This is a genomic window from Streptomyces cyaneus, from assembly GCF_004028635.1.
In the GTDB taxonomy this organism is placed as follows: Bacteria; Actinomycetota; Actinomycetes; order Streptomycetales; family Streptomycetaceae; genus Streptomyces; species Streptomyces cyaneus.
Genome location: NZ_RQJW01000011.1, coordinates 280,987 through 301,758, shown reverse-complemented (window position 1 = coordinate 301,758; position 20,772 = coordinate 280,987). Strand labels below are relative to the sequence as shown.

At 66.8% G+C, this 20,772-nt stretch carries 25 protein-coding genes and 1 pseudogene; 12 read left to right on the top strand and 14 right to left on the bottom strand.

The features are described 5' to 3' along the window. Nucleotides 1–268 precede the first annotated feature (268 nt). Complete coding sequence (locus tag EHO50_RS35200) at nucleotides 269–832, top strand: dihydrofolate reductase family protein (RefSeq protein WP_128435294.1); 564 nt, start codon at nucleotides 269–271, stop codon at nucleotides 830–832. Nucleotides 833–1,852: 1,020 nt separating this feature from the next. Continuing rightward, nucleotides 1,853–2,254, top strand: a complete 402-nt coding sequence (locus EHO50_RS45415; protein ID WP_246101707.1) for a hypothetical protein — start codon at nucleotides 1,853–1,855, stop codon at nucleotides 2,252–2,254. Here EHO50_RS45415 and EHO50_RS35190 read toward each other — a convergent pair. Together EHO50_RS35190 and EHO50_RS35185 are read right to left on the bottom strand one after the other, a co-directional pair. Next, entirely contained in the window at nucleotides 2,251–3,615 is a 1,365-nt protein-coding gene (locus EHO50_RS35190; protein WP_128435293.1) for an SUKH-4 family immunity protein, read from the bottom strand. The genes EHO50_RS45415 and EHO50_RS35190 overlap by 4 nt on opposite strands. A gap of 82 nt (nucleotides 3,616–3,697) precedes the next feature. Further along, a complete protein-coding gene (locus tag EHO50_RS35185; RefSeq protein ID WP_128435292.1) occupies nucleotides 3,698–4,345 on the bottom strand; it encodes a hypothetical protein in 648 nt (215 codons plus the stop codon). Nucleotides 4,346–4,753: 408 nt separating this feature from the next. Between EHO50_RS35185 and EHO50_RS35180 the strand changes: the two genes are divergently transcribed. After that, entirely contained in the window at nucleotides 4,754–5,284 is a 531-nt protein-coding gene (locus EHO50_RS35180; protein ID WP_246101705.1) for a hypothetical protein, read from the top strand. Between the two features lie 128 nt (nucleotides 5,285–5,412). On the opposite strand, the gene EHO50_RS35175 is transcribed toward EHO50_RS35180, so the two are convergent. The 7 genes from EHO50_RS35175 to EHO50_RS35145 form a co-directional block, all read right to left on the bottom strand. After that, the gene (locus EHO50_RS35175) at nucleotides 5,413–5,736 is read right to left on the bottom strand and encodes a hypothetical protein (RefSeq protein WP_246101703.1); all 324 of its coding nucleotides are present in this window, start codon (nucleotides 5,734–5,736) and stop codon (nucleotides 5,413–5,415) included. A 218-nt stretch (nucleotides 5,737–5,954) separates the two neighbouring features. Continuing rightward, a complete protein-coding gene (locus EHO50_RS35170) occupies nucleotides 5,955–6,239 on the bottom strand; it encodes a hypothetical protein (RefSeq protein ID WP_128435289.1) in 285 nt (94 codons plus the stop codon). Nucleotides 6,240–6,260: 21 nt separating this feature from the next. Further along, nucleotides 6,261–7,394: a hypothetical protein gene (locus tag EHO50_RS35165; RefSeq protein ID WP_128435288.1), complete on the bottom strand. Its 1,134-nt coding sequence runs from the start codon at nucleotides 7,392–7,394 to the stop codon at nucleotides 6,261–6,263. Nucleotides 7,395–7,551: 157 nt separating this feature from the next. Then, the gene (locus EHO50_RS35160) at nucleotides 7,552–7,971 is read right to left on the bottom strand and encodes a hypothetical protein (protein WP_128435287.1); all 420 of its coding nucleotides are present in this window, start codon (nucleotides 7,969–7,971) and stop codon (nucleotides 7,552–7,554) included. Between the two features lie 229 nt (nucleotides 7,972–8,200). Continuing rightward, nucleotides 8,201–8,590 carry a hypothetical protein gene (locus EHO50_RS35155; RefSeq protein WP_128435286.1) on the bottom strand — a complete coding sequence of 130 codons (390 nt, stop codon included), beginning with the start codon at nucleotides 8,588–8,590 and terminating at the stop codon, nucleotides 8,201–8,203. Nucleotides 8,591–8,691: 101 nt separating this feature from the next. Next, nucleotides 8,692–9,861, bottom strand: a complete 1,170-nt coding sequence (locus tag EHO50_RS35150; RefSeq protein WP_128435285.1) for a WXG100-like domain-containing protein — start codon at nucleotides 9,859–9,861, stop codon at nucleotides 8,692–8,694. Nucleotides 9,862–9,881: 20 nt separating this feature from the next. Next, the gene (locus EHO50_RS35145) at nucleotides 9,882–10,208 is read right to left on the bottom strand and encodes a hypothetical protein (RefSeq protein WP_128435284.1); all 327 of its coding nucleotides are present in this window, start codon (nucleotides 10,206–10,208) and stop codon (nucleotides 9,882–9,884) included. A gap of 130 nt (nucleotides 10,209–10,338) precedes the next feature. Between EHO50_RS35145 and EHO50_RS35140 the strand changes: the two genes are divergently transcribed. Together EHO50_RS35140 and EHO50_RS35135 are read left to right on the top strand one after the other, a co-directional pair. Then, nucleotides 10,339–10,920, top strand: coding sequence for a hypothetical protein (locus tag EHO50_RS35140; RefSeq protein WP_128435283.1), 582 nt, complete (start codon nucleotides 10,339–10,341; stop codon nucleotides 10,918–10,920). A gap of 36 nt (nucleotides 10,921–10,956) precedes the next feature. Then, nucleotides 10,957–11,541, top strand: coding sequence for a hypothetical protein (locus EHO50_RS35135; protein WP_128435282.1), 585 nt, complete (start codon nucleotides 10,957–10,959; stop codon nucleotides 11,539–11,541). 118 nt (nucleotides 11,542–11,659) lie between these two features. On the opposite strand, the gene EHO50_RS35130 is transcribed toward EHO50_RS35135, so the two are convergent. Together EHO50_RS35130 and EHO50_RS35125 are read right to left on the bottom strand one after the other, a co-directional pair. Further along, entirely contained in the window at nucleotides 11,660–13,225 is a 1,566-nt protein-coding gene (locus EHO50_RS35130; RefSeq protein ID WP_164905036.1) for an outer membrane protein assembly factor BamB family protein, read from the bottom strand. Next, a complete protein-coding gene (locus EHO50_RS35125; protein ID WP_128435280.1) occupies nucleotides 13,225–14,697 on the bottom strand; it encodes a hypothetical protein in 1,473 nt (490 codons plus the stop codon). Before EHO50_RS35125 ends, EHO50_RS35130 begins: the two co-directional genes overlap by 1 nt. 410 nt (nucleotides 14,698–15,107) lie before the next feature. Between EHO50_RS35125 and EHO50_RS35120 the strand changes: the two genes are divergently transcribed. The 3 genes from EHO50_RS35120 to EHO50_RS35110 are packed head-to-tail and all read left to right on the top strand — an operon-like array spanning nucleotide 15,108 to nucleotide 17,059. After that, nucleotides 15,108–15,581, top strand: a complete 474-nt coding sequence (locus EHO50_RS35120) for a hypothetical protein (RefSeq protein WP_128435279.1) — start codon at nucleotides 15,108–15,110, stop codon at nucleotides 15,579–15,581. 36 nt (nucleotides 15,582–15,617) lie between these two features. Further along, nucleotides 15,618–16,748 carry a hypothetical protein gene (locus tag EHO50_RS35115; RefSeq protein WP_128435278.1) on the top strand — a complete coding sequence of 377 codons (1,131 nt, stop codon included), beginning with the start codon at nucleotides 15,618–15,620 and terminating at the stop codon, nucleotides 16,746–16,748. Beyond that, entirely contained in the window at nucleotides 16,745–17,059 is a 315-nt protein-coding gene (locus EHO50_RS35110; RefSeq protein WP_128435277.1) for a hypothetical protein, read from the top strand. The genes EHO50_RS35115 and EHO50_RS35110 overlap by 4 nt, the downstream gene beginning before the upstream one ends. 453 nt (nucleotides 17,060–17,512) lie before the next feature. Here the strand turns inward: EHO50_RS35110 and EHO50_RS35105 are convergent, their stop codons facing one another. Both EHO50_RS35105 and EHO50_RS45410 read right to left on the bottom strand, forming a co-directional pair. Next, on the bottom strand, nucleotides 17,513–17,722 hold the full coding sequence (locus EHO50_RS35105; protein ID WP_128435276.1) for a DUF397 domain-containing protein: 210 nt from the start codon (nucleotides 17,720–17,722) through the stop codon (nucleotides 17,513–17,515). Between the two features lie 7 nt (nucleotides 17,723–17,729). Next, nucleotides 17,730–17,882: pseudogene (locus EHO50_RS45410) on the bottom strand (transcriptional regulator); the annotation flags it as partial. 108 nt (nucleotides 17,883–17,990) lie between these two features. Here EHO50_RS45410 and EHO50_RS35095 point away from each other — a divergent pair. From EHO50_RS35095 to EHO50_RS35085, 3 genes are read left to right on the top strand one after another with little or no spacing between them, the layout of a single operon-like run. Then, nucleotides 17,991–18,278 carry a hypothetical protein gene (locus EHO50_RS35095; RefSeq protein WP_128435275.1) on the top strand — a complete coding sequence of 96 codons (288 nt, stop codon included), beginning with the start codon at nucleotides 17,991–17,993 and terminating at the stop codon, nucleotides 18,276–18,278. A gap of 21 nt (nucleotides 18,279–18,299) precedes the next feature. Further along, nucleotides 18,300–18,620: a hypothetical protein gene (locus EHO50_RS35090; RefSeq protein WP_128435274.1), complete on the top strand. Its 321-nt coding sequence runs from the start codon at nucleotides 18,300–18,302 to the stop codon at nucleotides 18,618–18,620. Further along, on the top strand, nucleotides 18,617–19,168 hold the full coding sequence (locus EHO50_RS35085) for a hypothetical protein (protein WP_128435273.1): 552 nt from the start codon (nucleotides 18,617–18,619) through the stop codon (nucleotides 19,166–19,168). Before EHO50_RS35090 ends, EHO50_RS35085 begins: the two co-directional genes overlap by 4 nt. Nucleotides 19,169–19,241: 73 nt before the next feature. Here the strand turns inward: EHO50_RS35085 and EHO50_RS35080 are convergent, their stop codons facing one another. Next, nucleotides 19,242–19,664: a winged helix-turn-helix transcriptional regulator gene (locus EHO50_RS35080; RefSeq protein ID WP_128435272.1), complete on the bottom strand. Its 423-nt coding sequence runs from the start codon at nucleotides 19,662–19,664 to the stop codon at nucleotides 19,242–19,244. Between the two features lie 123 nt (nucleotides 19,665–19,787). Between EHO50_RS35080 and EHO50_RS35075 the strand changes: the two genes are divergently transcribed. Beyond that, nucleotides 19,788–20,609 (top strand): NAD(P)H-binding protein, encoded by an 822-nt coding sequence (locus EHO50_RS35075; RefSeq protein ID WP_128435271.1) that lies wholly within the window; start codon nucleotides 19,788–19,790, stop codon nucleotides 20,607–20,609. Nucleotides 20,610–20,772 lie beyond the last annotated feature (163 nt).

Here is a 20,772-nt window from a genome sequence, read left to right as displayed (position 1 = left end):
CAAGAACATGGAGACGGAAACAGGTGTACGTCACTGGCTGAATCGCATCGACCCGGGCGAATCCGGGTCGATGCGAAGCGCCTGCGATGTATACAGAATTCGAGCCCTCAAGTGATCCCTGCTGAAGCCGAACCTGCTCTCAGTGACTGGGGTCTTCTCAACGAAATGATCTCGTGGGGTGAATCGCCCCAGGGATCCCGCGCGCCGCGATGAGTCCTGGGGCGTCCGGCGGTCGTACTGTCGAACCTGTCACCGAGGAGGACTTCTGATGCGCAGCGTGACCTATTCGATGAACGTCTCACTTGACGGCTACATCGTCGGGCCGGACGGCGGCTTCGACTGGACGGTGCCCGACAAGGAGGTCTTTCGCTTCTGGATCGACGAGATTCGAGAGGTCGGCGTCCACCTGTTGGGACGACGGCTGTACGAGACGATGCTGTACTGGGAGACCGCCGACCAGAATCCATCGCTCGACGACGCAGAGCTCGAGTGGGCCGCGCTCTGGAATCCGCTCCCAAAGGTGGTGTTCTCCAACACTCTGTCGGCGGTCCAGGGCAATGCCCGCCTGGCCTCCGGCGGCCTGGCGGAGGAGATCGAGCGGTTGCGAGCCGAGCCGAGGGAGGGCGACATCGCGATCGGCGGCGCGACTCTCGCCGCCGAGGCGGCCGCGTTGGGTCTGATCGACGAGTACCGGGCCGTGGTCTACCCGGTGCTGGTCGGCGGTGGCATTCCGTTCTTCCCCCAAGGCGAGCGCCGGGTGGATCTCGAACTCGTCGAGACCCGCACCTTCAGCTCGGGGGTCGTCTACCTCCGCCACCGCGTGGCGCGTTAGCCGGCTGGTCCGCCGTGGCAACCGGCCGACCGGCAAACGCGTAGACGGCCGTCGCTCAGATCCTCGCGTGGTGGCACGCCGAAGCACGCGAGCGGTACGTCGAGGTACTCGGCGGTGCTGGATCGGGGCGAACCGGCGTTCTCGAGCGGGTGCGAGACGTTCTGCGATTCTCGACTCCTGCGGTGTGTCGGATCCCTGGAGCCGACGCTCCGGCTGGGCACGGCGTTGAGGACGGCGGGTCTTGGCGACCGGCCACTGATCGTTGCGAACGTGCAGCGTGCGGGGCGTATCAGGCGATCAGTGCAGTCGAGTCGCGTGTTGAAGAGTCTGCTCGGCCCCCTGCCGGCGGGGAGCTACGGACTCTGGGAGAACGACTGATCCGACGTCGAGCCGGTCGGGCGAGGCACTGCCGCCTCGCCCCTCCCCCGTCCCGACCCACCCCGGCCCGCCTCGCCTCGCCTCGACTCGACTTGAGCCGACTCAACCCGACTACGGGGACGCATACGGGCGGGGTAGTCGTTAGACCCTCCCGCACGAACCCCAATCGAGGTACATCCATGCCGGCCACCATCGACTCGCTCGTGCGCGACCTCACCGACAATGATCGCAGCGTGTGGCAGGCCGCGCAGGACCGTCTGGTCGCCCTCGGCATACAAGCGGTCGACAGTCTGCTGCCGTATGTCGGAGAAGGCGGTCCGTCCCGGCTGAAGTGGGGCGCCGAGTCCGTCCTGCAGAGGCTGGGCGACGAGGCATTGCCGCGCCTGCGGGAGATCCGGCGACAAGGGCCGGGGCGGCTGCGCGGCAATGCCCTCAAAGTCCTGGTGAACCTTGATGGCGCCGAGTACCTCGACGAGCGTGACCGGAGTGCCTTGGAGCGTCTCGCGCGGATCAAGCTCAAGGACGAGCGGCCAGTGAGGGGCCCGTCGGAGGCAGGCCGCTGGCTGGCCTTTCCGGCGGACGGGCTCGACGACGCCGTAGCCGCTCTCGGCCTGCACGACCTTCGGCCGACCACCGCCGGTCATGGGTGTGGCCGCCGCCGACGAACTCGACGGCTTCGCACTGGCCGACAAGCTCAGCGAGCGATGCGGCGAGGCTCACCTCTACGTCATCGACCCGTACAACTCCGCCGAGAACTGGTACATCGCCCGCGACGGTCACAGGGTGCGCAGCTTCGGCAGTTACGACCACCCGCGGTTCCGGGGAGAGCTGTTGCCCTTCGAGGTCGAGCACCGGAAAGACGCGGACGACGACGAGGCCGCGGAATACGCCGAGGGCGTGCCCCACGCACTCACGGCAGCCGACAACCTCTCCGTCGAACTCGGTGGCATGCCGGCGTCCGGTACCCACAGCCACGGCTGGCTCGCCACCACCCACCCCGGCGTACCCCACGCCCGCTTCAAGGGCACCCTCCCCCTCTCCTAAAAACCGTCCACCCCCAGTTCGGTGATCCCGGCGTAGAGCCAGCTCCACACCTCGCCACTGGACGTCTTCCGGTCGAACAGCCCTGGAGCGAGCTCATTCACCTCATCCAGGAACGTCTGCGCCACGTACTCCTGGCCCCCCTCCACCGGATAGGAATGCCAGCAGGCGTTGCTGTAGCGGTAGACGGCTTCAAGGATGCGCGTAAAGACATCGAGGTCCGGCGCGAGCGGCACCAGCGTCTTGTCTGTGGGGCCGTCCAGGCGGCTCCAGATGTGCACGGAGCCGTCGAGGCGGTGCAGATACAGCTCGCCGTAGTCGCACGTGCCGAAGGCCATCAGGTCCGCGGCGGTCACCCCGCTGGGCAGGCCGTCCTCGGACAGGTCCCCGGCGCCGGGGGCCCGCATGGCATCGGCCGTCCGGGTCTCGTACTCGGCCCCATGGCACTGCCACAGCGTCGGGAGGCCGATCTCCCTCAAGTGCCGTCTGCTCCCAGGGTGTTCGAGCTCCGGAGGCAACGCACTCTCGGGTAGGCGAACCACGTACCGCTCCCCGAAGGCGTCATCGACCCGTGCCGCGGTGAGCGGACCGGTCGGCCGCCGGTGCGCCGGTTCGGCCTCGAGGGGCGGGTCTTCGGACGACGTGGGGTCGATCCCGTCGCCGCGCGGCCAGCCCCGGAGCACCTCGGCGTCCGTCTCGAGCACCGCTATGCCATGGGCGTTCTCAACGAGGTAGCGAGTCCTGCCGCCCTCGGCCGCGAAGGCGACGGCGCCTTCCCAACTCTCCGGGGCCATCAGGTCCCAGTCGGACAACTCGGGGGCATCCCACACCGCCGGTGACACGGGAGCTTCTGCCAGCGGTCCTTCTCCCAAGACCTGGACCTTCACCCTCTGGCCCGTCTCCGCGTCGAGCCATAGCGGGCCGCGGTGATCGGACACCTCGATCAACTCCCGCCCCTCGTACAGGCGGCGGTGGACCTGGTAGTAGTCGCCGTTCAGGCTCGGATGGGCCAGGAACCAGTTGGCCGGCCGCCACCACGCCCACACCGTGCGCCAAGGCATCCCGGGCTCGGCCTTCGCGATCCGCTCGGCGTACTCCTCGTGCCCGGTCGCCTTCGCCGCGAAGTGCAGCCAGGAGGCGAACTCGGCTGTCGAGACCTCCGCGCCGCCGAAGATCGCCTCAGCCTGAAGGAAGACCTCGCCCCCCACGCTCTCCGCGTCATCCTCGGAGGCGGCAAGGTGGTCGCGCAACGCCTCACGGTCAGCGCTCAACAGCCGTGCGGGGTCGCCCAGTATGTCGATCGGGGCGTCGGCCAGCACGTCGGTCGAGGCGTCGACCAGGGCGTCTTCCAGCTCCTCACTCATACGGCCATCCTGGCACCCACCACTGACAACGGCCCCGCGCAGACCTCGCAGCCCCAAGCCCCCCAACCCCAGCTGAAGACCGCTACATGAACACGGAGTTCACCAGGACACAGACACCACAGCCCAGCAGGCCGCCAAAAAGCAGGCTGAGGCCGGTGATGAACGTCCCGCGCCGCATGACGCGGTTCTCGCGGCGGAAGGCGGCACTCAGCGGGAAGACCGCCACTCCGAACATGGCGGCGGCGACGCACCAGAACCGAACAGCCTCGACGTAGAACGAGGCGATGGTGCCGCGCCTGAAATACCCCGTGTCGTCAACCACCGCCTGGTACTTCTCGCCCTTGGTGGAGTCCTCACCAGGCTCGAAGTCCTCCACCTCGGAGCGGAGTTTGCCATCGTCGGAGCGGAAGGTGCCGGAGCACTCCACGTCGTCCCCGATGATGTCCATGCCGCAACGCTCGACGGTGATCGTCCCCTGAGTGCCGCCGGACACCTTCCTGGGACCTTCCTCGTAGCCCGAACCGACGAGGATCAGGGCAAAGAGCAGGGCGAGAATGCCCAGCACTCCGGAACCTATACGGCTGCCGACGCCCCGTTTCGCAGCGGCGAAGCCGATGCGGGGCCCTCCTGTTCCGGCCTTCCGCAGGTTCTGCCCGCCGCTCGCGTCGGTCTTCAATTGCTGCCCCGTTCCTCTGTGTGATGCTCGTGCGCCGACCTTGGCTGCGGCCACGGCTCGGACCACGGCTCCGTCCACGGCTCCGGAGATCTTGGCGAGGTCGGCTCGCACAGGTCAAACCGCTCGGCGGCAGCACCCTTCACGCCGCCCGCTCCTGCTCCGACGGGCCCCTCCTGATCTCACTGATAGCTTGCTGCTCCAGTCAGTTCACTCCGTGGGAATTCGATGAGTCAGCCGCCGTTCCAACCGCCACCGCCGCCTTCACAGCCTCCGCAGGCCCCCGACAACCCGTACAACCAGCCCGCTCCGCCACAGCAGGCACCGGGGTTCGGCCCCCCGCCGGTTCCGGGGCAGCCCCCGGTGCAGGCCCCTGGCCAACCCCCGATGCAGGCCGGGCCGCCGCCTGCCCCGGGCCAGCCCCCAATGCACCCCGGAATGGCACCTGTTCCGGGACAACCGCCGATGCAACCGATGTATCCGATGCACGCCGCACCACCGTTCCAGGCGCCCCCTTTCGGGCAGCGGCCGAACGCAAGCGGTCATCCGGTCGGCGCGGTCTTCCTCGGGTTCTTCGCCTCGGTCATCGTCTCGCTGCTCTACAGCGGTCTCATCCTGGCCACGTACAAGGACCAGTCGATCACGACGGCCAACACCCTCTACCTGGGCCACGCACTGCTCAACGGGGCGATTGTCGGCTGGTTGATCGGCCTGGTGGGTCACCGCAACACCGCAGCCCACGTCTGGGGGGCCGTCATAGCCGCGCTGGGCGCGCTCTTCGGCTACACCAACGCCATCGTGCTCGTCCTCGCCGAGAGCCGGGGAGGTGGTGCTGTCTGGGACCTGGTGAGGTATGAGCCCTTCTGGCCGGCCAAGGCATGGTGGACCGACAACTCCGGCGAAGTCGACTGGTTCTCCCCGCTCGGCCTCGTGCTCGCTGCGGCCGCCGCTTGGGGCATCGCCCACCTCATCGGTAACCGGCGCCGCCAGCCGTGACGCTTCTTCAGATGCCGGTCCGGGCGGCCACCGCCTGGTCCCCGGTCGGTAGCTGAGCCGAACCCCGGCCCGCAGCCGCGGGTGCGCGCAGACGTACGCTCGTCGACTCCACCTCCGGCCGACCCGCCTCAGCGGAAAGCGGGGCTGTCGCCGAGACCGGCCAGCGCTGCCGCAATACAGGTGACCATCATCGCCCAGCGCGTGTGACCGATCCGGGCGAGCACGAAGCCCCAACCACCGAGGGCCACCCCCACGGCATACGTGGCGACCCAGACCCCCAGTGCATCGCCCTGCCCGAGACGTACGCCGATCAGGACGAGGCAGATGACGGCGACCAACCCGGCGAGCGCCGCGTACATCCCACGTGCCTGCCGCGCACCGCGTCGCCGATCCTCCGCGAGCCCCGGCCGGCCCTGGGCCTGGAACTGCGCCCGCAGCTCGTCCGCGCTCACCCCGGGACCGGAAGACAGCGGCTGCCCACCCGCCCCGCCCGCCCCATCCGAACTGTGCGCCGCGTTACCGCCATGCGTAGTCATGGCAGTGGAGCCTATCGACACGGACCCGCCGGCACCGTCACACGCCCAGCCAATCACGCCAATCACACGACTCAGTCACTCGCGCCACTCAATCACTCGCACCACTCAATCACTCGCGTCACTCGTCACTCGCGTCACAAGCCCTCGAGGTACGCCAACCCAAGCATCAACGGCAGTGAAACGAGGGCGAGTCCGAAAGCCGTAGCCGACATCCCCGTATGAATTTCCCGTTTGGCACGGATCCCCAGGTAGGCGGCGATCAGCGGGACGACGGCACTGAGCAGAAAGCTGAAGTGCCAGCCGGCATCACTGATGAGGAAGACCATGAGGCCCCAGCAGGCCGGGACGGACGCGATGCTCAGGTAGCACGAACGTGTGAGGAAACGCTCCAGGTCGTCGACCCCGCCAAGGAAACCCATTTCTCCTGTCCGCCCTCTCCGCTACACCGCGGCGTGATCGTAGCCACCGGTGCCCACCTGGGGAAATCCGTCCGCCGCCGAGAACCCGTTGACGGCCGAGGAAATGGCCACGCCGATGGCGCCCATGATCGACGCGAATGTGTCGAACGCCTTGGCCGCCTCGGCCCACATCTGCATGAGCCGGATGGCCTGCGCCGCGGCCAGCGCGAACATGGCCACCGATGCGGCCTGCCCGCCGACGGGGATCGCGTTGACGGCCTGCGCCGCGAGCAGGTTGACCAGCCAGATGACGAGCAGGTCGCAGAACATCACGAGGAACGACTTGAGGAATTCCGCGAACTGGAACGCCGTCTGAGCCGCCTGCGAATAGCAGTCCTGCAGAGACTTGAAGGTCTCCTTGATCTCGTCGAGTTTCTTGGTGAACTCGTCGAAGTACACGGTGGCGGCGTCCGCGGCGTTGCCGTCCCAACTGAGACCGACGTTCTGAGTGCCCTTGCGCACATTGGCGGCCACCGCGTCGCAGAACGACGCGAGATTGCCCCATACGTCGGAGCAGTCGTTGTACGAGTTCCAGTCCCCGAACACCCAGTTCGTGCAGACGCCGAAGGGGTCGAAGTCGAAGAGCAACTTGGACGCCTCCACGGCCATCGCCGAGGGGCTGCCCAGATCGAGGGCGGTGCCGAGTGTCTTCTGCACCGGGCTCATCTTGTACTCGTCCGCATGGCCCGACCCGTACTTGACGAGGGGGTTTTCGCTGTCCCCGCCCGGCGGCTTCAGCGTGTCCACGGCGTCACTGGCGTCGGAGAAGTCGTGTGAATCGCCTCCGGAACCGCCGCCCGAAACCTTGGAACCCGGATAGGTGGCGTCGAGTTTGGCCGCCTCGTCGCTGTCCGTCTCCCGGTAGTACTTGGCCGTGCCCACCAATTCCTTCTCGGACGCCTCCAGAAGGCTCTTCACCTTCTCCAGAGCCTTCTTGGCCTCGCTGACATATTGGTCGTGGTCCCCCGCGACCATGTCCCAGGCCTCTCCGCCCAGCGCCTTCTCGATCTGCGCGTGCGTGCCTGTGTACGAGGCGGCCTGCGCACTGCCTTCCGCGGCACGCCCCACCAGCTTCGCGAAGCCGTCGATCGCACCGGGTTCTACATGAAAGTTCAAAACTCCCCCATTGCCTGCATCAGCTGACCCGTCGGTCGTCCGGCCGCTGGACACGGCCACTCGCCATCAGTCACGGCCGCTCAGCACAAGGACCGGTAAGGACCAGTAGGAACCAGTAGGGACCGGTAGAGACCGGTAGAGACCGGTTACGGCCCACTCAGTACAAGGACCAGCCACGCCCGTCGTGACGCGACTTCGCACCCGACCGGTTCTCGGATTCCGTACGCCGCTCGTCGTCGATTTGCCGCCGCTCGTCATCGAGCCGGCGCTCTCCCTCCGCGGCGAGTTCCTCACGCTCACGGTCGGACATGGAAGCCCACTTCTCAGCAAGCGGAGCCGCCTGCTCCACGGCCTGCTCGGCGTACGCCGACACATTGGCCGCTTCCCGGAGTCCCATACGTCCGGAGAGGACCTCCTGGGCCATCTCCTTGAGCGCATTGCCTCCCAACCCCGAGGCGAGATGCTCCAGGGACTGCCGCAGGGCCTTGACCTGGGCGGGGTCCTGCTGGGTCATCTCCAGGAACTCGGAGTCGTCCACGGGCTTGCCGGAACCGGAACTGTTCGGGGCGCTGTCCAAGGGGTACCTCATCGGCAGGGTCGGCGGTCTCGACCGGCGTGAACCTACCAACGCACTTGCGAACGCTTCAACACACAGCCGCGGCGGGAATCTCATGGGCTGCGTCAACTCGACGGGTGCTACGACCCGTTACTCCTTCGAAAACCCTTCTCCCGAACCGGACCCCTTCGGCGGGCACGACTGCTCGGGGCCGACCCGGCGCATGGCCGCCCCAGCTGACGCCGCCCCCTCAGCGCTGAACCTGCGACCCGCCCCGCCCGAAGTCGTGCACCGGCGCATCCCGCTCGGCACGCTCTCGGTCCAGGTCCGCCTGCTGCCGAGCGTCCCATTCCGCGAACTGAGCCTTGGACCGCTGACGATCCGCGTACGTCTGGTCCTCGGCCGCCCGGCGCATCTCGTGCATCCGCTGGAATACGGCCTCGGTGTAGCGCGGGTCCTGGAAGGCGTCCTTGATGTCGACGCTCCCGCTCAGCACGGCCCGCGCCATCTCGCGCAGGTCCGGGCCGAGCGACGTCGCACCGGCGATGGTGCGCAGGGAGCGGCGCAGCCTCAGGCCCTGCTCGGGGTCCTGGGCGATCCCCATGAGTTCCTCGTCCTGGATCTCCCGGTCCACGGTCATGGGTGCGGCACGTCCTTCCTGTCGTTTCCTGGCGGCGGTAAGGGCATCAGCGCGGGCGGGCGGTGGGTGCGGTGAGGCGACGGCGAGAGGCAGCGGCCGCTTCAGCCGAACTCGTTGCGAGCCCAGTCATCCGCGTTCCCCGAGGAGCCGGAAGAACCGGATGAACCGGATGAACCGGAGCCTGCCGCGGAGGCGGTGGCCGTGGCCGTGGCCCTGCTGGACGTCGGCCTGCTGTCCGAGGAGCCGCCGGAACCCGCCCCGGAGGCGCTGTCCGCGGCCCCGTCGGACGCCTGCGCGCTCTGGGCACCGTGCCCGGCCAGCGCGTCGACACCATGCTGTACCCGGTCCCCGGCCGCCCCGGTGACCCGCTCCGTCGCGGCGTCCACGGCGTTGTTCACGTGCGTGGTCGGGTCCACGTAGTCGGCGAAGGTCGATCCCTCGCCCCCGGTGACCTCGTTCTTCAGGCCGTCCACGTAGTCACCGGCCGCAGTCTTGGCGATGTCCGCCGTCTCACCGAGGTCGACGCCGGACCGCGCGTCGAAGTAGGTCTCGATGCTCTGCTGGCCGATGTTCTGCGCCATTCCGACGGCGGCCTCTGTGGCCTTCTCCTTGGCGGCGTCGACGACCTTCTCCTGGACGAACTGCTTACCCTGCTCCTTGAGCTGGTCCTTGGCGAACTGCTTGACCTTCTCCTTGGTGATCTTCTCGAGCTGCTCCTTGGCGATCTTTTTGACTGCGTCCATGGTGGCGTGCTCCATGGCTCTGGTGACCGCCTCCATGACCTCCCTCTTGAGCTTGTCCAGCAGCTCGCGGACGATCAGGCGCGTGGCCTGGGTCGCGCCCAGCGCGCCGACCTCGGACAGTCCGAAGGTGAAGGGAGCCGCCGCCTGCGCCGCGATGATCTCGATGGCCAGGGCGACGAGTTGCACGATCACGGCGACCTTCGCGGTGAGCACCGCCACCGCGGCCGCGTCGAACGCGAAGGCAATGACTTCGCACGCCATCTTGGCGTCCGGCAGGTATCTATCCTCGCCGTTCGCGCCGGTATAGGCGCCCCAGTCCTTGCTGAAACCCTCAACAGCCATACCGAAGTTGTGGGAGACGACCGTGCGCGCGAGGCCTTCCCCGTGCTGTTGGATCTCTTCGAGCTCCTCGCCGAAAGCCCGCCAGGTCTCCGCGACCTTGTGCAGTGCTTCTTCATCGGCCTCGGGCCAGGTGTAGCCGAGGAGGTCGAGCACCCAGACAAGCTCGCCGGGCAGAGTGAGCGACATGCCAATAGCCCCGTATTTGATTAGAGTTCGCCGGAAATTCCGTTCAGCAGGCCACTGTTCGACGTTTCCGATGCGTCGTAGTTACGCGCCATGTCCTGCAGGTTGTACCCGATCTTCTGAAGCCGTTCCGCGAGACTTCCCATCGATGTGAAGATTCCGTCGCGAATCGGCGTGTAGACCTGACCGAAGATCTCCCCGAAATCCGCGTCCGCCCATGGCTCACCGAGCTCTTCGAGGCTGTCCTTGAACCGTTTGGACGTGGTTGAGAAATCACCCCCGAGGTCGACGAACTTCCCACCCTGCCTGCGGAGTACGCCCGTGTCCACATCAAAGGTTTCGAACTCCATTGCGCTCCCCCGAACTCCCCTGGCTGCACTTCATATTGAACGACAGACGGATACCTTAGACTCCTCGCGCACGGCACCGCCAAGCCCGCCAGTCAAGAGATCGTCAAGTTGAGCAAGGGGACGACAAAAAGTGGTGACAGTACAGTCGCGTCACGACAACACAGGGAGCCTGTGGGCGGGAAGACTCCTCGGCCTGGGGCTGCTTCTGTTGGCCGCAGTCGTCGCCGCGGTGACCATTCCGGAACTGCGTAGTGAACTCGCCGGAGAGGGTACCGACGGAACCCTCACCGTTTCTTCATGCGAGACACACACGAAGACCCACTACGGCACGCACAGGCGTTCCACAGAACTGAAGTTCAGCTGCACGGGAAACTGGAGCGCGCAAGAAGGAAAAGCTGCCTACCAAGACGTAGTAGTAGAAACCTCATCGCGTTTCGAAAGCGGGGCGAAAATCCCCGTGGTTCAGGTGGACGATACGTTCGAACAACCGCAGGACCGCGACCCCGGAGACGACGCCGCGATTCTCGCGTTCTGCCTGTCCTTGCTCGCCTTCGGCATCTACTGCCTCCTGACCGGTTTCGGCACCCGCAACGGCCCCGGCATCACGGCCTCTTGGCAGAGCCTGCCGGCCCAGGCCGTCACCGGCCCCGTCCTGGGCGGCCTCTGCACCCTCGGCGTCCTGGCAGCACTCGTGTGCGCCCTCGTCCTGTGACTGCCACATCACCTCCCCATTCCTGAGGAACCCTCAATGACACAAGTACACGGGAACGCCGCGCCGAACGCCGCCGAACCGGAAGACCGGGCGAGCCTCGGCCGCCTCATCGGCGCAGGCCTGATCCTCGTAGGCGTCGTCCTGGTGGCCCTGGGCGCCTACCTCGGCCCGTACACCTACGCCACGTCCACACCGGGCAAGCTCACCGTCGAGACCTGCACCGTCGACTACAAGTACCGCTCGAGCACATCGAGCAGCTCGCGCAAGAAGACCAAGACCAGATGGTGCTACGGCACCTTCACCGCCAACGACGGCTCCGTCAAGGACCTCAACGCCGAGCTCAAGAGCGACGCCCTGCACCAGCGCGGCTACGTCATCGAGGCCCTCAAGACGGGCGACACGTCCTACAAGCTGGACCGCGGCTGGGTCGGCGCGATCGCCACCGGCTGCGCGTGGTTCTTCAGCGCCCTGTTCCCGCTCACGATCGGCTACTTCGGCGTCGTGACCGGCTTCTCCTCCAGGCGGGCGCCGAGCCCGGGGCTGTTCCGCACCTGCTTGGTGCTGGTCGTGGTGGGTGGGATCGGATTGATCATCAGCCTGTTGGTGGGCTTCTTCGCGTGAGTCGCTTGACCTTCGCGTGACGGAGGCCCCTGCGTTGATCTCGAAAGGCACTCGGCGGCGAGGCGGACCATCGTGGTCTGCCTCGCCGCCGAGTTGGTGTTGCTGTTGGTGCTGGAGCCTAAGAAGCCGTGGGCAATGCCACGAGGGCGTAGGAATCGCCGCTGACACTGGCGCCGACTGTGGTGACGTAAAGGACGCCGTCGTGCCAGAAGGGCCACTCACCGCCACTCATGTTCGTGTTCACCTCTTTCGGATATTCGGCGACTGTCGTCATCGCGCCGTCCTTGGAGTTGAACTCCACCAGCTTCGGCTTCTCTGCGCCCTCGTTGACGTACGCCAAGAGACGCTCGCTGCCCGTGTCCCTCAGCGGAATGTAATGAATGGTGTTTCCAGCCGGCGCCTTCCACAGTTCCTTGCCGGTGTCCAGGTCGTAAGCAACGAGGGTATTCGACTCCCCGTCGGCATTGTCCCGCTCGCCCATCCCCATGAGGAGGATGTTCCCGAAACCAGCGACCTGCCGCATCGGGCTTCCGTCTTCCCCCGGGAAGACGAAGTACTTCTCCGTCATCCCCTGGAACTTGCCGCGCCGCTCACCGGACTCCTCGTCGAGCGCGAAAGCCCCCTTCTCTCCGCTGAGGACGAGCGGGGAAGTGGAAAGGGCGATCTCCGCTTCATTCTCCCCGAATCGCTTCGTCCACTGCGCCTTGCCGGTGGCCGGGTCGACGAGTGATGCCTCGGTCCACGACTTCCCGGTGAATTCGTCTCCCTGGCGGCACCACGTCGTGCGGATCAGGTTCTTGCCGCCGGTGTAGGTGCCGGCGTTGCAACCACTGGGCACTACCTTCTTGACGTCCCAGGCCTTCGTGCCGTCAGCCGCCTTCAGCGCCACCTGCTCCTTGTCCGTGGTGATCACGGCTGTCTCGCCGGCACGAGCCACTGCCAGTTCCTTGCCGGTCTTGAACTCGTCCTTCACCTTGAAGGCCCGGTGCCACAGTTCCTTGCCGGAGTTGAGGTCGTACGCAGCCACGTGGTCGCACTGGCCGTGGGCTCCGCCCATACCCGAGGCGCCGTAAGCAACTACGCCGACCCCGCCATCGGAGACAGAGGGCGCGACGCAGGCTTGGTTACCCGCGCCGGGCAGCGGCGTGGCCCACAACTGCTTTCCGGTGTCACGGTCGTATGCCTTCACACCACCGGCCAGCGTCTGCACCACAGCCTTGTCGGTGAACCAGGTGCCGTCCACCTCCTGCTCGCCCAAGGACCACTCCGCCTTCGACGGCACGCTCCACAGTGGCTGCGTGGCGGAGCCCACCATCACGTACCAAGCGGCCCCGCCGGCCCCACCGAGCACGACGAGTGCGACAACGAGCAGGACGATCAGCCCGGTCTTCTTCTTTCGTGGCTGCGCAGCGGGAACGGGCGCGCCGGGGTACTGCTGTGGATGGCCCGGCTGACCGTAGCCCGGCTGGCCATAGCCCTGCTGCGGAGCCATCGGATACGGCGGCGACGGCTGCTGGGGGTAGCCGTAGCCCGGCTGTCCGTGCGGTGCCGCGGGTGACTGCTGCGGATAGCCGTACCCCTGCGGCGGCAGATGGCCCTGCTGGGGCGGCATGGGAGGTTGCGGCGGCGGAGCAGGCTGCTGTCCGTAGGGACCGGAACCTGGCACAGGTCCGTTGGTGCTCATCAGATGTTGCTCCTGACGTACTGGGCCCATGCGGTCTCGAATTCGCTCTCGTTCATGCCGACTGCCTTCTGCAGCTGCTGATCGAGGTTCGTGGGCGTGCGGTAGTGATCCACAACGAAGTCGAAGAGCGCTTCCTCGCCGCCCTTCTCGCCAAGGAAACGCATGGCCAGATAGCTGAGGGCGTAGTTCGCGCCGACCGTGTTGTCCGCCTCGAAGTCCTGACCAGGCAGCTGGCCATCGAACTCCTCGCCCACCAGATCACCGCGCACCCGCTCGTCGCCTTGAGCCCGGTCGAAGCGGTGGGAAACGTACTCCGCAAACCCCTCGACCACCCACGCCCGGATGCTCGTCTTCTCATCGTTGCCGTATGCGCCGGGGTCCTGCGGCTGAATGAGAGCGTGCGCGATCTCATGCCGGGAGATGTCTCCGACACCCGCCTGCCATGCCGATGACGTGAACCGGCTCGTAGAGGTGTCCATCTTGATGCGCGCGCCGCCGTATTCGAGCCGGTCGTCGTCGCTGCTGTTACCAACGTTGAAGGCAGGCATGGGTACGCTCTCTCCAGCGTCCCACCCCAGGTCGTCAGCATCGTTGTTGTACAGCTTCGTGTACGTCTTACGGTCTGGCTCGAGGACGACGAGGAAGCCCTCCGGGGTATTGGGAACCGACGATGTATTCGCCCCCCACAGCCCGAGATCCTTCTTGGCGCTTTCCTCGACGATGGGCGCGAAACGGTCTGCGTCGGCAGCGTTCTTCTTGGCCGAGATCGTGATGGTGTGCGCCTGGCGCTTGACGTACATGTCGTCGTAGAGGTCCCAAGGGGCCGGATAGAAGACCGCGTTGGCCAAGGCGGCCGCGCCCGGAGATCCCCCCACTTCACTGATGCGCGGCTCGGCCGACTCGGACTCCTTCTCGACCGTCCACCGATACCACTCGGAGACCGGCCGGACATCAACGCCCTTGATCTGGTGCACGAAGGCGACATCCAGCGTGAGCCTCACATCGGAGCCCCACTCGTCCGAGCCGTCGCCGGTCTGCTTCAGGACCATGTACTTGCTCTCCGCGAACGGAATCTTCCGGAGATTCTTGAAGATCTCGCGCTGCTTGTCCTTTGCCGCGCCGACGAAGGGCTTGAGGAACTCGTCCTCGTCTCCGCTCTTCAAGGCATTCGTACGGCCGTTGAGCAACGTGCTGATCTCAGCCGAGCTCAGGATCTGCTGCTCTTCATCGCTACCGCCCTGGGCGCCGGGTAGCGAACCGCCGCCGGCCGCCTTGTACAGCGCCAGCCCGCCGACAGCGAACACGGCCACCACAGCCAGCACCAGCAGACCGATGACGACGCGCTTCAGCCCCTTGCCCTCGCCGGAGTTGTCGGGCGGTGGCGGGGGCGGCGCGTACCACCCTTGCTGCTGGACCGGTGCCCCGTACGGGCCGGCATTCCCCGGCCCTCCCGGCGGCGTCGAATAGGACATGACAACCTCTCACGCGGACATTCTGATGAGGGGCACGATGTGTCCGGCCACACGTGGCAGAGGACGGGTGACTCACCCAGGCCCTCAATGGGCGATGCGTGCAGGCTCTTTGAGCGGCACTCGCACTGCCCGACTCACCCTCCCCTTAAGTCACACAACACCCTATGACCTTTACTTACGCAGCCCTTACCGGCTGCCATGGGGCTCCCGTGCAGAAACTGTGATCAAAGGCTGCGTAGTGAGTGACCCTGCGGCCCCATCAGGCTGCCTCAGTCGTCGTTGGACGGCAGCGCGGGTCCTGGCCGACTCGTACGGCTCCTTCCTGCCGATTGCTTGTCCTGTACATTTCCGGGTGGGCCGTCGTCGTGCTCCACGGGGGAAGTACTTGCGGACGGCCAGGGGAGAGGAAAATGAGCGAGCCCGTGGATCCCAGGGCGGCCTACGCGATAACCGCGGAGCCCTCGCCGGGCCCCACTCCCGGCCCCACCCCGAGCCCGTCGCCGTCCGAACCAGGGTCGGACGGTGGGGGCCCCAGCCCGGAACCGTCGCCGTCGCCGAACCCCAGCCCGATCCCGCCGGCGCCGTGGGGTTCCGATCCGGACCTTGGCGTCACCTCGTCGTTCCTGCGCAAGCGGGCCGACGAATGCGAGACGGCGTCCGAGATCATCCGCAAGACACGGGGTGTGGCCGACGACGCGAGCACGGGTCTGGCCCGCGCGGCCGACGGCTGGAGTTTCGTCGGCAGTCTCGACGAACTCCAGGGCCGCTGGGAGGCGCTGAACAGGCACGTCGTACAGCGCCTCGACCAGGCAGCGGCCAACTTCCGCCTCAGCGCGGACGCCTACGACGCGAACGAGACGCGCACCGCCTCCCAGTTCTCCTGAGAATCATCGACCGCACCGGCACACTGGGGACAGGACATGCCCGGCTTCACCGCACTGCTGCAACTCGACGTCGCAGGACTGGAGACATTCGCCGACGAGTGGCTGACAGTCCACCGGAAGCTGACGGAGGCCCGGACGGGGTTCCACGATGACGTGGTGAAACCCCTCCATGAGGATCACTGGCAAGGCGAGGGCGGCCGCGCTGCGCAGGACTACTGCGACCGCGTCCAGATGGACATCGACGCGCTCGACAAGGAGGTCACAGCGCTGCGGAAGTTCCTGGACACGGAGGCCGACGGCGCCACCGGCCGCGGCGGGGTGAAGGGTCTTGCAGGGCTGAAGCTGCGCGCCGAGAACCTCCAGCGGGAGGCGCTGGACGAAGGAATGACGATCACCGACTCCGGCACGGTGGAGTGGTCGGTGATGTACGACCCGAACGACCCGGAGTCCCGGAAGATGCTCGACGAGCGCAGGATGACCGCCGACTCGCTGGAGACGCGGGTGCGCACGCTGCTCGACGACGCCGCCGAGGACGACGACTGGCTGACGAAGAGCCTCAAGGTGATCTTCGGTACCGTCGGCAACTTCGAGTCCGAGAACCGCAAGTTCAACATCGTGGAGCCAACCGCCAAGGACCGTCAGGTCTACAACCAGCTCAACAACGTCGCCGCCTACTTCGCCACCATGAAGGGCTGGCCGACCGCCGCCGGCCTGGTGCAGCACTACCTGGACGGCAGCGGAAGACCCGTCGAGGTCGAACCGCAGCAGATGATGGACGAGATCCCCGCCTTCCGGAAGGACGTCGACGGCACGCTGGCGAACGACGTCCGCAAGCGCGGGGACGGGCCGTTCACCACCGAGTGGTCCTCCACCGCCCCCGATCCCGCGGACGGCGACCGCAGCATGGAGTGGTACTACGCGCTCAACCACTTCCAGTACCGTCTCGTCGGGGAGAAGGAGGGCGACCAGATCACCTACCACGTCGAGGTCAAGAAGCGTTACGACTGGGGTATCCCCAGCGAGCACCGCGCCACAGTGTCCGGCGGCGGGCCGGGGCCATTCGGCATGGATCTGGAACAGGCCGACATCGCCCACCTCCACAGCTCCGGCATGGCCCAGGACTTCGACGTGTCCGGTTCCTCCGACGAGATGACGGCCCGCTCATGAAGGGCCGGCACACACCGGCCGGACAGCCGCGGCCAGAGTCGTCCAAGAGCACCCGTCCCGCACTCCCGGACGACGCACGGAACAGGAACGACGGAGGCAAGCCGGGGGCCGACCCTGGCACCCACGAGGACGGCGCGAGTCACGGCGCCCTTCTGAAGAAGCTGGCCTTGTGGGCTGGACTCGCCCTCTGCATCGCCTTCATCGCCTGGGTGGCCTGGGGGTTCCTCCAGTTCGACCACGACATCGACCATCCCCGCGAAGGCGGCTTCTCGGGCTGGCAGTGCGACGCCGGCCGCGACTGCGGTTCCTGACGACGCACCACTTCCGGCTTGGCACCGGCTGTGCGCTCCCGGAAGTGCGCCTCGGCAAAACCGATGGGTTCTATTCCGTAGGTCTCGACGTCGGACCTCGCTGAATGGTCAGGGCTCGCAGGTCATCGACTGCCCCGAACACAGCCAGTCGCCGTCCGGCGGGTCATCGAGATCGTCAATGGATTGGACCAGTCCCCAGGCCGCATAGAGCAAAAGGGCGGCGCATGCCAACAACAACAATCGCGGCATCAACTTCTTGCCGGAGGGACGCCACAACCGTGAGCGATGACTGTGCGAGCGGTCCGTCTTCGGCCCCAATCCGTCCGACGTGCCCTCCACCGGCGCGCGCCCGGTATGCCGGCCGACATACCGGGGACTCAAGCCGAAGTCCTGATCGTGTCCAAACTGCCCACGACATCGAAATCACGTGGCCAGCCAACAAAATTCAACACGCTAGCGGCCTCCGATGTCACCATCGATGTCCGCTTTGAGGTTGCTGATGAACGCCGTGAAGGCCCCGGCCGGGAAGAAGAGCGTGCCCTGGGCCGGGGCTTTCGAGTCGCGTATCGCGACTCGGGTGTGCCGGTTCGCTATCTCTACGCAGGCGTTGCCATCGCCGCTGCCGGAATAGGACGACTTCTGCCAGTTCTCGGGAGTGGCCATGGGCGCCTCACAGCTCTTTCGCCAGCCTGTGGATGAGGTCACGAGACCGCTTGGGTTCGAGTGACACTGCCTCCACCCTACGGAAGAGGGTTCGGAACACACCGAGCTGGGCTTCGGAGTCGGTGAATACCGTGCCGTGAGGGGCGTCGCGCACCGCGGTCGCCGACGTTCGCCGATCCGGCAAAGCCGGCGCCGACACCGGACGAGCCGCGAGCGGATTCGGCCTGGGCGGGTTGCGCAACGACTTCAGACAGGAACGGAGCACCTCATGGACAGTCCACCCGAGGCACCCGACGTTGCGCAGGTGCTCAGGCACAACCGCACCCTGCTGTACCAGCACATAGCCGCGCGCCTCGCACTCGCCGCGGGCCTTCTCGCGGTGCCGTTCGTGGCGCACGGGATCGGGTACGACGCCGCCCTGCCTGCGTTCGGCATCCCAGCCGGCATGTTCGTGCTGATCTTCCTGGCGCTCCGGCTGGGTCGCGGGTCGCGGCTCAGCGTGTGCGAGAAGGTGCTGCGTACCTATCCCCTGGAGTACCGCACGCGGGTGTCCTAGAAGGGCTCCGAGTGGAAGTACATGGGCGATGTGCACACCGTTCGGCTCTCGGTGCGTGGGCAGCACGGTGCCCCTTCGCTGCGTGCGGTCAATGCCTCGACGGTGCGCCGCTGGCCGAAGGGGGCCGAGGAGGGTGGCGCCTGGTTCGCAGGTGACCCGGCTTTCGGTGGCGTCATGGTCGTGGCGGGGAGCAATGCCATGCTCTTCGTGCAGCCCGCGCCCTGGGCGAAGTACGACCAGGAGCGCGCGCAGGCGGATCCGCAGCGCAGGGCTCTTGCCGAACGGGCCGGAATCTCGGGGCTGTTGGAGCTCAAGGAGCCGAGCGGATTGGTGGTCGGATGAAACGCGTCCTCGGGTGGGTCTGCGGCATCCTCCTCGCCCTCGTCACCACCTTCTGGTGCGTCACCGCGACCGCCGACCTCGCCCTGTCCGCCGGCATCTACGGCACCCCGGGCACGTACAAGGTGGAGCGCTGCTACGACACCAACTACAGCCGGAAGAACTCCGATTACGACTGCCACGGGGACTTCACACCGGATAGCGGGACCGCTGACGACGCCTACTACATGCCTCTCGAGGACACCGGGCGCGACTACCCGGACGGCACCGAGTTCGACGCCCGACAGGGCATCGAACCGGAGACGATCCAACGGGTCGGGTTCTGGGGCGTCGTGGGCGAGCTCTGGCAGGTCTCGATCTGCGTGGTCGTCCTCGCGGCCCTCGCGTACCAGGCGATCAAGCCGCGCGGGCAGGCCCAACGCCGCGAGGCACACCGCCGGGAGCCGTCACGACGCCAGAAGATCGCCGACCGAGTGGGCTACTCCGTCGTCGTTGCCATCCCCGTCGGCATCCTGAGCTGGATCGCGATGGTCGCGCAGCCGACCCCCTAGCTGTTGCGGGACATCGGACTGCTGACAGCGTGTCCTCAACTGCTGCCCGGTGATACGGCGATGGCGGCGCTCGTCAGCGAATGTCGTGGCCGGGGTGGTCCCGGTCGTAGGCGCGGCGTGCCTCGGCGATGACGGCACGGTGGGCAAGGGACCAGTCCGTGAGTGCCTTGACCAGGTGGGTCAGGCCGGCCCCGGTCTCGGTCAGGCGGTAGTCGACCTGGGCCGGGACGGTCGGGTACACCGTGCGCAGCACGAGGCCGTCCCGTTCGAGCCTGCGCACGGTGAGGGTGAGCATGCGCTGCGAGATGCCGTCGATGGCGCGCTGTAGTTCGCGGAACCGACGTGGCCCGCCGGCGAGTTCGACGATCACGAGCACCGACCACTTGTCCCCGATGCGGTCCTGGACGTCGCGGATCCCACAGTCGGGGTGGTCCTCACGCCCGCAAGGCTCAAGGTCGGCAGGGGTGTTGGTTACTCCGGTGTGCGTGAGTGACATCAAACTGCCTTCTTGTTGGCCGATGGACGCCGGTCGAGGATCAAGCGTAGTTACCGATGAGAACCACGACGGAAACTACGACGGATTCCAGGAACGAATCCCCGACGGAAGACTGTGATTGACATGATCTTGGTGACCGGCGCGAACGGGAATCTCGGCTCGGCCACTCTTGCGGCGCTGCGCGCCCGCGGCGTGGTCGCGACGGGCGGCAGCCGCACATCGGGCGAGGGGATGCGGCGCCTCGACTTCGACGACCCCATGAGCCTCGATCTCGCCGGTGTATCGACCCTGGTGCTGATCTCCGCCGGCTACGCCGAGGACGACCAGGTCGTCGAGCGGCACGCGGCGGTCCTGGACGCCGCCGTCCGCGATGGCGTCCGCCACGTCGTCTACACGAGCCTGACCGGTGCCGGCGACCATCTCGGTTTCGCCCTCGCACACCGTGCGACCGAACGCCTGCTGCAGGCAAGCGGCTTGCCGTGGACGATCCTGCGCAACGGCCTGTACGCCGAACTCTTCGGCGGCCTGCTGATGTGGACGGAAAGCGGCATGGAGTCCGCGTTCGGGGACGGCGCCCTGGCGGCGGTCGCGCGGGAGGATCTCGCCGAGGCCGCGGCGATCGTTGCGGCGGCTCCGGCACGGCACAGCGGGCGCGTCTACGACCTCGTCGGCACGCCGATCACGGCCGACCAGGTAGCCGAACGGCTCGGGGTCCCGCACCGCACCATAAGCCTGGGCGAGTACCGGCGCAGGCTCCTCGACGAGACGCCAGGACTGCTGCCGTTCCAGCCGCCCATGCTCGCCTCGATCGCCACGGGCATCCGACAGGGCTTCCTGGGCGGCACCGCCCCAGACCTCGCAGACCTCCTTGACCGCCCAGCCCGCGACCCCCTGGCTACGGCCGCTGCAGCCGCTTCCGCCATGAGACCGAAAGCAAGTGTTTAGCCGCGGGCGACCCACGCTCAGCGATGAACCGAATCCTGCTGACGATCGTCTCGGGACGACTCAGGGACGCCACGCCGGTGGAGCTGAAGCGATCAGGCAGGAGTGGGAGTCAGCCGAAGTCGTTCGTGTCGGGCGTAGGGCGAATACCGATGATCTCGTCGTA